The organism is Pseudomonas sp. CBZ-4 (assembly GCF_000346755.1).
In the GTDB taxonomy this organism is placed as follows: Bacteria; Pseudomonadota; Gammaproteobacteria; order Pseudomonadales; family Pseudomonadaceae; genus Aquipseudomonas.
Genome location: NZ_ANNV01000150.1, coordinates 174,148 through 186,167 on the forward strand (window position 1 = coordinate 174,148; position 12,020 = coordinate 186,167).

Here is a 12,020-nt window from a genome sequence, read left to right on the forward strand (position 1 = left end):
TCAGCAACACATCATTGACTGATACACAGCTATCGCAGGCAAGCCAGCTCCCACATAAAGCAGATCTGCGCTGCCTTAGAGACCAGGCCACGCCTGCACAAACGCCGCCACATCTTCCTTCGCCGCCGTGCGCGGCGGGTTCTGCGGCGTGCCCAGGTACAGGAAGCCAATCACTTCCTCACCTTCCGCCAGCCCCAAGCCTTTGGCGACGTGAGCCGAATACGACAATTCACCCGTGCGCCACACCGCACCAATCCCCTGGGCATACGCCGCCAGCAAAATACCGTGGGCCGCGCAACCGGCCGCCAGCAACTGCTCGGACTTCGGCACCTTGAAGTGTTCCTGCAAACGCGCAATCACCACCACCACCAACGGCGCACGCAACGGGCCGTTCTGGGCCTTGTCGATCACCGCTTGCGGGGCGTCGGCGTCTTGCAGGCGGGCGGCCTCGGCCAACAGCGTGCCCATCTGCTCACGGGCGGCGCCTTCCACCGTGAGGAAGCGCCACGGGCGCAGTTGGCCGTGGTCTGGCGCACGCAGGGCGGCGGCGAACAGCACGTCGCGCTGTTCCTGGGTCGGTGCCGGTTCCAGCAGGCGTGGCACGGAAACACGGTTGAGCAAAGCGTCGAGAGCCTGCATTGGCCACCTCCAGAAAAAAATGTGCGGCCATTCTAGCGGGAATGCAGCGCCGGCCACCAAACGATAATTGCTCTTATTCCTTACGCCCTGCCCTGTTAGACTTTGCCACCTTATTTTTGCCCTTCGCTCAGGAAACTCGATGTCCCGTTGGCTTTTTCGCCTGTCCGCTGCACTGCTGGCCTTGAGCCTGACTGCCTGCGACGACGCGCCCCGGTTTACCAAGGCCGAGCCGGGTGAATCGCGGGCGGGCGGCGCGGCGACCGTGAACAAGCGCGACCAGAACGCGTTTTCCCTGCCCTCGGCCAACCTGTCGCCTACGCGCCGCCTGGATTTCAGCGTCGGCAACAGCTTCTTTCGCAGCCCCTGGGTGATTGCGCCGTCCACCACCACGGCGCGTGATGGCCTGGGCCCGCTGTTCAACACCAATGCCTGCCAGAACTGCCATATCAAGGACGGGCGCGGCCATCCACCATTGCCCGATGCGGCGAATGCGGTGTCGATGCTGGTGCGCCTGTCCATCCCGGACAGTCCCGCCTACGCCAAGGCCATCGAGCAGATGGGCGTGGTACCCGAGCCGGTCTACGGCGGGCAATTACAGGACATGGCCGTGCCCGGCGTAGCGCCGGAGGGCAAGGTACGGGTCGACTACACGCCGGTCCACGTGACGTTCAAGGACGGCACCGTGGTCGAGTTGCGCAAGCCAGACCTGCAGATCACCCAGCTCGGCTACGGCCCGATGCATCCCGATACACGTTTTTCCGCGCGCATTGCCCCGCCGATGATCGGCCTGGGCTTGCTCGAAGCCATCAGCGACGCCGATATCCTGCGCAACACCGACCCCAGGACCGCCGACAAGGAAGCCATCGTCGGCCGCGCGAATCGGGTCTGGGATGACGCCCAGCACAAGACGGTTCTCGGACGTTTTGGCTGGAAAGCCGGGCAACCGAACCTCAATCAACAAAATGTTCACGCGTTTTCTGGTGATATGGGCCTCACCACGTCCCTGAGACCCTTTGATGACTGCACCGATGCCCAAGTCGCCTGCAAACACGCGCCCAATGGCAATGGCCCCGATGGCGAGCCGGAAGTCAGCGACAACATCCTGCGCCTGGTGCTGTTCTACACACGCAACCTCGCCGTGCCGGCCCGTCGCGGCGTCAACACGCCCGAGGTGCTGGCCGGCAAGAACCTGTTCTACCAGGCCGGTTGCCAGGGCTGCCACAAGCCCGCGTTCACCACGGCGGCCAATGCCGCCGAACCTGAACTGGCCAGCCAGGTGATTCGCCCCTACAGCGACCTGCTGTTGCACGACATGGGCGAAGGCCTGGCCGACAACCGCAGCGAATTCAAGGCCGGTGGCCGCGACTGGCGCACCGCGCCGCTGTGGGGCATCGGCCTGACCCAGACCGTGAGTGGCCACACCCAGTTTTTGCATGACGGCCGCGCCCGCAACCTGCTGGAGGCCGTGCTGTGGCACGGCGGTGAAGCACAAGCGGCGCAGCAGCATGTGTTGTCCTTTAATGCCGAACAGCGCGCTGCGTTGCTGGCGTTCCTGAATTCTTTATAAGCTTCGCCCAATTACCGAAGGGAGCTTTACATGTTCCGTCCCAAGTTGTTGTTCACCAGCCTCGCCGCCCTCGCCCTGGGCGCCTGCTCGCCGCAAGACCCGCAAGCGGTGACCTCGGCGGCCATCGCCAAGCAAGTGATTCTGCCGACCTACAGCCGTTGGGTCGAAGCGGACCGCCAACTGGCCGTCAGCGCCCTGGCCTACTGCCAGGGCAAGGAAAGCCTGGACACCGCCCGCGCGGACTTCCTCCACGCGCAAAAGGCCTGGGCCGAGTTGCAACCGCTGCTGATCGGCCCGCTGGCCGAGGGCAACCGTTCGTGGCAGGTGCAGTTCTGGCCGGACAAGAAAAACCTCGTCGGCCGCCAGGTTGAACAGTTGGTCACCGCCCAGCCGCAGATCGATGGCGCCGCACTGGCCAAATCCAGCGTGGTGGTGCAGGGCCTGTCGGCTTACGAATACATCCTCTACGACGCCAAGACCGACATCGCCGACGAAGCACAGAAAGCCCGCTACTGCCCGCTGCTGGTCGCCATCGGTGACCGCCAGAAGGCCTTGGCCGAAGAGATCCTGGCGAGCTGGAACAGCACCGACGGCATGCTCGCGCAGATGAGCAAGTTTCCGAACCAGCGCTACGCCGATTCCCACGAAGCCATTGCCGATCTGCTGCGCGTCCAGGTGACCGCACTGGATACCCTGAAGAAAAAACTCGGCACGCCGATGGGTCGCCAGACCAAGGGCATCCCGCAGCCGTTCCAGGCCGATGCCTGGCGCAGCCAGTCGTCCCTGCAAAGCCTCGAAGCCAGTCTCGCCGCCGCCCAGACCGTATGGGTCGGTGTCGACAACAAAGGCCTGCGTGGCCTGCTGCCCTCTGATCAGAAGGCGTTGGCCGACAAGATCGACGCCGCCTACGCCGCGTCGCTGAAACTGTTCGCCAGCAACCAGCGCACCCTCAACGAACTGTTGGGCGACGATGCCGGCCGCCAACAGCTCAACGACCTCTATGACAGCCTCAACGTCGTCCACCGCCTGCACGAAGGCGAGCTGGCCAAGGCGCTGGGCATCCAACTGGGCTTTAACGCCAACGACGGTGACTGATGATGCTCAGGCGACAGGCTTTGGCCGTTGGCAGTGTGCTGCTCAGCGCCCTTACATTGGGTGGCTGGACGCTGTTCAAGCAAAAGGACAAGGGCCCGCTGCTGTTGTCGGCGCGGGATGATGGCGACGGCAAGCACTATGCCGTCGGGTTTCGCCTGGACGGCAAGCAGGTGTTTGCCACCCAGGTCGGCCAGCGCTGCCACGACATCATCAACCACCCGACGCTGCCGATTGCGCTGTTTGTCGCCCGTCGCCCGGGGACCGAGAGTTACCTGATCGACTTGCGCGACGGCACGCTGCTGCAAACCATCACCTCCAAGGCCAATCGCCACTTCTATGGCCACGCGGTCATTCACAAGAGCGGCGACTGGCTGTACACCACCGAGAACGACACGTCCGACCCCGGCCGTGGTTTGCTCGGTGTGTACACGTTTGAAGGCGAGCGGCTGGTGCACAGCGGCGAGATTTCCACCCACGGCATCGGCCCGCATCAGGTGTCATGGATGCCCGACGGTGAAACCCTGGTGGTGGCCAACGGCGGCATTCGCACCGAAGCCGAAAGCCGCGTCGAGATGAACCTCAACGCCATGGAACCCAGCCTGGTGCTGATGCACCGCGACGGCACGTTGATCAGCAAGGAAACCCTCGGCCAACAGATGAACAGCGTGCGCCACATGGGCATCGCCAGCGATGGCACGATCCTCACCGGGCAGCAGTTCATGGGGCCGTCCCAGGAGCGTTCCGAGTTGCTCGCGATCAAGCGGCCAGGGCAGCCGTTCGTGGCGTTCCCGGTGGCCGATGAGCAGTGGCAGGCCATGGGGCATTACACCGCCAGCGTCGCCGTGCACAGCGAGTTGCGCCTGGTGGCGTTGACCGCGCCGCGGGGCAATCGCTTCTTTATCTGGGACATGGACAGCGCTGAGCTGCGCCTGGACGGGCCGCTGCCGGACTGTGCCGGCGTGGGCGCGGTGGCCGATGGGTTTGTCGTGACGTCCGGCCAGGGCCGTTGCCGTTTCTACGACTGCCGCCAAACACCGTTGGTGGCAACACCGTTGGAATTGCCGGCAGGGCTGTGGGATAACCATCTGCATCTGGTCTGACGGCAAGCGGCTCCTCACCTTAAACCGAAAGGCACAGGTCGGATGCCAGGGTCAGCGACAGCGATTTGCTGTCGCGCTTGCTTGATATAAAGGAGGTGAGTGCAAGAGTGAGACAGCTCAGAAACATCTGAACCTAAGTCGAGTTCGTCAAGACTTCTGGAAATAGACGCTACTCGCCATAGGGACTCTCGCACTCCTTGGAACGAATCCAGATCATTTACCACTTAGCTACGTGAACTTAACCTTCACACGAGCCTGGAGTAATAAATGATCGACCGTATAACTCTCAGTGCTTTCTCTCAAGCACTTACATCGCCTGCCACAGAAGCACCGTACCGGTTTTCACCCACCGCTGACTATTCTCCAGGAGGAGCGTCAGGCACCGGCAGACCCAATACGCTCGCAAACACTCAACACATACTCGCCTCGCCTCCATCCCACGCCACTGGACGTCCATGGGGAGACAACCGTAGTGCGGATGAAATCGCCAAAAGCGATCCTGAACTGTTGAGTTTTACTTCCAACAGGATCTCGAAAAACTACTTGAAACCGCTCTACCAAAAAGTGGGTGATTTTTCGACTGACAATCACAACACAAAGGATCGGGCAGATGCGATGTACAATCTCTCGCAAGTAATCAGCTACATCACATCAGGCACGCACAGCAAGTCAAGCGGCCCTGGAAAACCGTTGACTGATGGCCATTCTCCCGGACGACATCATCCAGTAAAAAACACAAATTATGAACTATTCAACAACTTTCGCCTTAACGGTTATTCGGTGCTTGAAGACCCAGCACTTGCCTCAAACAACAATGCAAAAGACGATACAACCCAATACAACACGGACAGTGAAAAAACCCAAGCACCTCCAGCAACAACGCCCGTAACCAGTCACACTGATACCGAACGCACAGAACTCAACACTGACGTTGCGCCCACTGGCCCTACTGGAAGACCCGTGGGAGACAAGCGATCAGCAGAGCAAGTACTCAAAGAGAATCTTGAGATTGTAAATAGCCGACCCAGTTCTATTTCGGATGAAGCGTTAACAAAACTGGTAGGCGACTTCACCCCTAACAATCCGGATTCAAATAGTCGCGCGGATGCCGCTTACAATCTGGTACGCCTGCTCCACTACACTGACTCTGTAACAACCGAACATGCCCGTATAGCCTTAATGGAAGGGAGCGAACCTCGATATAAATACAGAAACAACGGAAAGATTGATGGTGAATTCCAGTCCCCACTTCCTCCTCCCTTTGACGAGACTTCGATTTTCCCAGGCAGTGAGGCGGCCATCCTTTATCGCGCTGTGACCGAAGGATCCTATTCAGTCCTGCCCGCTGACAAATCCGAATACTCCAAGGAAACAAAAAACGCTTACCCTGGAGGTAACGATCTGAAACAGCATGAAAACAATTACAAAGTGACTATCTAGAAGAAACCAAACCTGACGCAAGCGCTTCATGACAAAACCACTGGAGTGCCTGCCATATAAACCGCTTCGACCACGTGTACAAGCTTTAAGGCTGCATCTTAAAAACACTGTAACGGCTACGTTGTGCCACCTTGCAAAACCAAAAAAAAGGCCTCGCAACACGAGGCCTTTTCATTTCGGCTTTAAACTTATCAACTTTGTGGCCTCATCCCTTGAGACATGCCAAACATAAACAACAGCAACTCATGATCAGGCTTGACCGCCGTACTCGCCTTGGCAACGCGCGGCAGCAAGCACTGCGCACTGCCTTGCACGGCACTGAGGACTTGTGTGCGAGGTTGTTCCCATGCGGCCAGGGCCAGCGCTGCAACGCCCATCGCCCCCACCAGGAACAAACCTCGTGCTATTTCTAGCTTCATCTGGTTAAACCCTTGATAGCGCTGCCAAACGCCGTCTCGTAAAAGTAGCTGAGTTTGTTCCAGTCGGCGCTGCTCCACGACGAATGGCGTCGCAGTTGCTGCATGTCATGGGAAGCCGCGCGATAGGCGGTCAGCCGTTGCCGACATTTCTCGAAATCCAGCAAGGCAATGTCGACGTTGGCCGAGTCGCCTGTACCGGTGACGCGTATAAAAACGTGCTTGGCATACAGGCAACCGTGCTGCCAGCGGCCCTTGTGCATGCGCACCAATGTCCCGGCCAACTCCTTGAGCACACGCTCGTGGACCACCTCGCCGTACTGTTCGCGGCCACCGGCGGCGTACCAGTTTTCGATTTCATCGAAACCGTCCAGGGCCGCCGTCACCAACAGTGCTTTCCATTGGTGCTCAGGGTCGCGACGCGCCTCGCAAAACACCAGGTCGGGCACCCGCACATCAAGCGCGCGCAGGCCCTTGAGGGCGTCACGCTCGCGCAGCACGGTCGGGCGACCGAAGGGATGCAGCCAGCTGCGGTAGATATGCCCGGTCTGGCGCTTGCTGTAGAGCAGGTGGCCATTGGGGCCGGTCACCCTTTGCACACCACTTTCACCGCCACGCCGACGATTGGGTTCCTCGACCCACTCGCCCTGCTGGCGCCAGAAAAAATCGAATTTTTCTTCGGGCGCTACGTGACTGCCTGCTACGCACTCAACTGCCATCCTGTTACCTCTTTCTCAATACATACACTCGCCACATGGCATAGAGCGGCATGAAGTCCAGAGATTCCTGAACGCGGAACCCAGCCTGCTCGAATTCGTCTTCAACAGTAGCAGCTGGTAACACAAAGCGATTTTGGTAACCGTCCTGCTCACCTTTGCCACGACGTTTTTCTTCGAGACGCTTACGTTTCCAAGCCTTGAAATTACCATCGACCCACAGCGAAAGAATCACGCTGTCGCGTGTAACACGCTGAAACTCACGCAATATCGCCACCCGGTGCGCCGGGTCACCAATGTGGTGCAACAGGCGCATGCAGAAAATGCTGTCCACCGAGTTATCCGGCAGATCGATATCAAAGGCAGATGTCTGCAAGGGCCGTACCCGTTTCACCACATCGGCGGGTTGAGCGGCCATCGCGACCTTCAACATCGACGCGGAATTGTCCGCGCCGATGATCACGCGGTTGGGCTTTTCGGCCAACAGCGGCCAGAAGCGCCCCGCGCCGCACGGCAGGTCCAGCACCAGGCCAGGCTCGCCGGCCATGGCCAACGCACCACGGGCCAATTGCTCATCGCGTTTGTGGGACAGCCGGCGCGCCAGATTGTCCTTGTGCTTGAGCAAATATTCCTGGGCGTGCTGATCGTCGTACTTATCGGAAAATTCGAGCTTGATCGGGGAAGTCATCAACGGATCTCCAGTAGCTGATGCCTACAACCTTAAGCACCCAACTGTGATCATCCGGTCAACTCTTTGTGAAAAACTTGTCCTGTCTAATCCCATACATTTCAATACTTTACGGACACATTCAGTAGCATGTCGCCATCTTCTCCGAAAATCAGCGCCAGCTTGCCGCAGCATAGCGGCAAGCCGGGGCCTCAGGACTTGACCTGGCTCAGCTCGACGTGAAAGCGGCAGCCGTTGGGTTCCATGGTGCTCAGGCTGACGCTCCAGCCCTGGTTCTCACAGATCCTTTGCACCAGCGACAGGCCCAGGCCCAGGCCTTCGCCGCGCTTCTCGCTGCCACGTACGAAGGGCTCGAACATGGCTTCGCGCTTGTCTTCGGGGATGCCCACGCCTGAGTCCTCCACCACGAAACCTTCCGGTTCCAGGGTCAGGCGGATAAAACCGTGCTCGGTGTAGTGCAGGGCATTGCGCAGCAGGTTGCCCATGACCGCGTGCAGGAACGTCGCGTTGTAGCGCGTATCCAGCGGGTTGCCGGGCTGATAGATCAGTTCCAGGCCTTTACGTTCGATCGGCTCGCGCCAGATGTTGAGCAAATCGTCCGCCACCTGCTCCAGCGTGACCTGGGGCGACATGCTGCCATCGTCATGCTGGGCGCGGGCGAGCATGAGGAAGGTCTGCACCAGCTCGCGCATTTCTTCGCAGGCGCGGGCGATGCGTTCCACCTGGTTGCGCCCGCGCTGGTCGATGGCCGGGTTTTCCAACAGCAGTTCGCAGGAGCTGGCCAGGACCATCAACGGCGTGCGCAATTCGTGGCTCACATCACTGGTGAACAACTGCTCGCGGGACAGCGCCTGGCGCAGGCGTCCCAGGGTGGCGTCGAACGCCACGGCCAGTTCGCCTACTTCATCGGCGGCGTAGTCCGGCGCCAGGGGCGGTGCCAGGCCGAGCAGCTGGTCGCGGTGGCGCACCTGACGGGCCAGGCGCACCACCGGCGCCATCACTTTGCGCGCCAGCACCCAACCGAGGAACACCGCCAGTGCCAGGCTGAGCACAAAACCCACCAGCACCACGGCGAACAGCACGCGCTCACGTTCTTCGAAATCGCTTTGATCCTGCAGCAGCACGTAGCGCCGGCCATCCACCACTTCGACCATGGCGTGGTACGACAACGCCTCACGGAACACTTCATGGAAGCCCGGTTCCAGGTGTCGCAGATCCTTGGGCAACTCGAAATCCCCAGGGCCGCCGCTGAAATAAAACAGCTGGTCAGGCTCGGGGCGGTGGTTCCAGTCCTCGACGCTGTCCATCAGCAGCAGGCGTTGCAAGTCACCGCCGAGGCCCGCCGAGATCAGTTTCTCTTCCACCAGGTGCACGGTGGCGACGATGCCCATGGCGAAGGCCCCCGCCACCAACGCACTCATCAAGGCAAAGGCGATGATGATCCGTTGGGCAAGGCTTTGCTTAAACTCCATCACGCCCCTCGGCCAGGCGATAACCGACGCCGTGCACCGTTTGCAGCAACGGCTTGGCGAACGGCTTGTCGATCACTTGGCGCAATTGGTGGACGTGGCTGCGCAGGCTGTCGCTGTCCGGGCAATCATCGCCCCACAGGGCTTCTTCGAGGATTTCGCGGCGCAGGACGTGGGGGCTTTTCTGCATCAGCACCGCCAGCAATTTCAGGCCGACCGGGTTGAGCTTGAGCAGGCGCCCTTCGCGGGTGACTTCCAGGGTATCGAGGTCGTAGCTCAGGTCAGCCACTTGCAGGGCACGGCGCCCGCCACCCTGGGCGCGGCGCAGCACGGCTTCGATGCGTGCGGCCAATTCCGAGAGGGCGAAGGGTTTGAGCAAGTAGTCATCGGCGCCGGACTTGAAGCCCTGCAGCCGGTCATCCAGTTGGTCGCGGGCGGTGAGCATGATCACCGGCGTGTCGCGGCGTGCGTCTTCGCGCAGGCGCTTGCACAGGGTGTAGCCATCGATGCCGGGCAGCATGATGTCGAGCACGATCAGGTCGTAATGCTCGGTGGCGGCCAGGTGCAGGCCCGACAAACCGTCCTGCGCACAGTCCACGGTGTAGCCTTTGAGCCCCAGGTAATCAGCCAGGTTGGCCAGAATATCGCGGTTGTCTTCAACCAATAGAATTCGCATGGGCAGTGTCTCCGTACGCGGTAACGGCCGTGTTGGCTCGCGCAGCTTAAGGCCAAGTGTGGCTCAGGGATAGACCTGCAAGGCCCATCGATAAAGGTTTTCAACCGATATTTCAGTTGAACGAGATTTTCACTATAGCTTCACAAACTGACTACAGCGTCAGGCCGAAGATCCCCGCCCATTGATCTTAGGAAAATACATATGGGCTTTCTGAAAACCGCGCCTATGCGCTATTTGCTGTTGGTAACCGGTGCCTGGCTCGCCGTTTTCCTGCTCACGCGTGGCGTGTTGCTCATCAGTCACCTGGACGAAGTCAGTGGCAACCTGCTGCCGGTATTTGGCGTGGGCCTGCTGTACGACCTGGGTTTCCTCGCCTATGCCGCCCTGCCGCTGGGGTTGTACCTGCTGCTCTGCCCGCCTGCGTTGTGGCATCGCCGGGGCCATCGCTGGTTTCTGCAAGCGGTGCTCACGGTCAGCCTGTTCGCGATGCTGTTTACCTCGGTCGCCGAATGGTTGTTCTGGGATGAGTTCGGCGTGCGCTTCAACTTTATCGCCGTCGATTACCTGGTGTACTCCGACGAGGTGTTGAACAACCTGCTGGAGTCCTACCCCATCGGCAAGCTGCTCAGCCTGCTGGCGATGCTGGCGATTGTGTTGAGCCTGCTCCTGCGCAAACCCTTCAACGCGGCGATGAACGCGCCACTGCCACCGCTGCGTAGGCGGCTGTTGAATGCGTTGGGTTTGTTGGTCATCACCGGCCTCAGCATGCAACTGATCAGCCAGGACAGCCCACGCACCCAGGGCGGTAATGCCTACAACAACGAACTGGCCAGCAACGGCCCGTATCAGTTTTTCGCCGCCTTCCGTAACAACGAACTGGACTATCCGCAGTTCTACAAAACCCTGCCCACCGACGTGGTCGCCAAGCAGCTGCGGGCCGAGCTCAGCGAACCCAACGCGCGCTTTATCGGCAAGGACCCGCTGGATATCCGCCGCGCCATCGACAACCCCGGCACGTTGCGCAAACCCAACATTGTGCTGGTGACCATCGAAAGCTTCAGCGCCAAGTACATGGGCAGCAACGGCGATGAGCGCAACCTCACGCCCAACCTCGATGCGCTGCGCAAGCAAAGCCTGTACTTCAACAACTTCTATGCCAGCGGCACGCGCACCGACCGTGGGTTGGAGGCGATTACCCTGGCGATCCCGCCGACGCCCGGCCGCTCCATCGTCAAGCGCATTGGCCGTGAAAGCGGTTTCGCCAGCCTCGGCCAGCAACTCAGCGCCGTCGGCTACGACAGTGTGTTCGTCTATGGCGGACGTGGTTACTTCGACAACATGAACGCGTTTTTCAGCGGCAACGGTTATCGGGTCGTGGACCAGAGCAGCGTGCCAGAAGCGGAAATCTCGTTTAAAAACGCCTGGGGCATGGCCGACGAAGACCTCTACAAACAAACCCTGAAACTGGCGGATGCCGACTACGCCAAGCAGCAGCCGTTCTTGCTGCAACTGATGACCACCTCCAACCATCGCCCCTACACCTACCCGGACGGGCGCATCGACATCAAATCCGGCAACGGCCGCGACGGTGCGGTGAAGTACACCGACCACGCCATCGGTGAGTTCCTCGCCGCTGCGCGCCAGAAACCCTGGTTCGATAACACGATATTCGTGTTTGTGGCCGACCACACCGCTGGCAGCGCTGGCAAGGAAGACCTGCCCATCAGCAACTACCAGATCCCGCTGTTCGTCTATGCGCCAAAGCTGATCGATGCCCGGGAAAGCGCGCAACTGGCCAGCCAGATCGACCTGGCGCCGACGTTGCTGGGGTTGATCAACCTGAGCTACGAATCGACGTTTTTCGGCCGCAACCTGTTGCAAGACAACCCACTGCCGCCACGCGTGGTAGTCGGCAACTATCAACACCTGGGCTTGTTTGACGGCAAGGACCTGGCGATTCTCAGCCCACGCCTGGGCTTGCGTCGTCATGACCAGGCGCTGGGTGAAAGCCAGGAGTTGCGGGTGGGCAGTGATGATCCGTTGATTCAGCGGGCGATTGCCTATTACCAGGGTGCCAGTTATGGGTTCAAGCAGCAGTTGTTGAGCTGGAAGGGGGCCAAGGAGGCGAGCCCGCAGTTGAGCACACGCTAAGGCACGGGGGCTGGCTTGCGTGGGAGCTGGCTTGCCTGCGATAGCATCACCTCGGTTCTACTG

The 12,020-nt window shown here is 60.2% G+C and carries 11 protein-coding genes; 5 read left to right on the forward strand and 6 right to left on the reverse strand.

Annotated elements, in window-relative coordinates; all coding sequences use genetic code 11:
- Positions 1-75: 75 nt before the first annotated feature.
- Entirely contained in the window at positions 76-639 is a 564-nt protein-coding gene (locus B348_RS0121375) for an NAD(P)H nitroreductase (protein WP_017738085.1), read from the reverse strand.
- 139 nt (positions 640-778) lie between these two features.
- Here B348_RS0121375 and B348_RS0121380 point away from each other — a divergent pair, with 139 nt between their 5' ends.
- The 4 genes from B348_RS0121380 (at position 779) to B348_RS1000000131625 (ending at position 5,841) form a co-directional block, all read left to right on the forward strand.
- A complete protein-coding gene (locus B348_RS0121380; RefSeq protein ID WP_017738086.1) occupies positions 779-2,206 on the forward strand; it encodes a di-heme oxidoredictase family protein in 1,428 nt (475 codons plus the stop codon).
- Positions 2,207-2,236: 30 nt separating this feature from the next.
- A complete protein-coding gene (locus B348_RS0121385; protein WP_017738087.1) occupies positions 2,237-3,301 on the forward strand; it encodes an imelysin family protein in 1,065 nt (354 codons plus the stop codon).
- A gap of 2 nt (positions 3,302-3,303) precedes the next feature.
- Entirely contained in the window at positions 3,304-4,401 is a 1,098-nt protein-coding gene (locus tag B348_RS0121390; protein ID WP_026136964.1) for a DUF1513 domain-containing protein, read from the forward strand.
- Between the two features lie 267 nt (positions 4,402-4,668).
- Positions 4,669-5,841 carry a hypothetical protein gene (locus B348_RS1000000131625; protein ID WP_157356540.1) on the forward strand — a complete coding sequence of 391 codons (1,173 nt, stop codon included), beginning with the start codon at positions 4,669-4,671 and terminating at the stop codon, positions 5,839-5,841.
- A gap of 191 nt (positions 5,842-6,032) precedes the next feature.
- On the opposite strand, the gene B348_RS0121395 is transcribed toward B348_RS1000000131625, so the two are convergent.
- The 5 genes from B348_RS0121395 to colR form a co-directional block, all read right to left on the reverse strand.
- Positions 6,033-6,260 (reverse strand): hypothetical protein, encoded by a 228-nt coding sequence (locus tag B348_RS0121395; RefSeq protein WP_017738089.1) that lies wholly within the window; start codon positions 6,258-6,260, stop codon positions 6,033-6,035.
- Positions 6,257-6,976, reverse strand: coding sequence for a lipopolysaccharide kinase InaA family protein (locus tag B348_RS0121400; RefSeq protein ID WP_017738090.1), 720 nt, complete (start codon positions 6,974-6,976; stop codon positions 6,257-6,259). The genes B348_RS0121395 and B348_RS0121400 overlap by 4 nt, the downstream gene beginning before the upstream one ends.
- A 4-nt stretch (positions 6,977-6,980) precedes the next feature.
- Positions 6,981-7,661 (reverse strand): class I SAM-dependent methyltransferase, encoded by a 681-nt coding sequence (locus B348_RS0121405; RefSeq protein WP_017738091.1) that lies wholly within the window; start codon positions 7,659-7,661, stop codon positions 6,981-6,983.
- Between the two features lie 191 nt (positions 7,662-7,852).
- Positions 7,853-9,133: a HAMP domain-containing sensor histidine kinase gene (locus tag B348_RS0121410; RefSeq protein WP_017738092.1), complete on the reverse strand. Its 1,281-nt coding sequence runs from the start codon at positions 9,131-9,133 to the stop codon at positions 7,853-7,855.
- On the reverse strand, positions 9,123-9,806 hold the full coding sequence (gene colR, locus B348_RS0121415; protein WP_026136965.1) for a two-component system response regulator ColR: 684 nt from the start codon (positions 9,804-9,806) through the stop codon (positions 9,123-9,125). Before colR ends, B348_RS0121410 begins: the two co-directional genes overlap by 11 nt.
- Before the next feature lie 201 nt (positions 9,807-10,007).
- On the opposite strand from colR, the gene B348_RS0121420 reads away from it, so the two are divergent.
- Positions 10,008-11,957: an LTA synthase family protein gene (locus tag B348_RS0121420; protein ID WP_017738094.1), complete on the forward strand. Its 1,950-nt coding sequence runs from the start codon at positions 10,008-10,010 to the stop codon at positions 11,955-11,957.
- Positions 11,958-12,020: the final 63 nt, after the last annotated feature.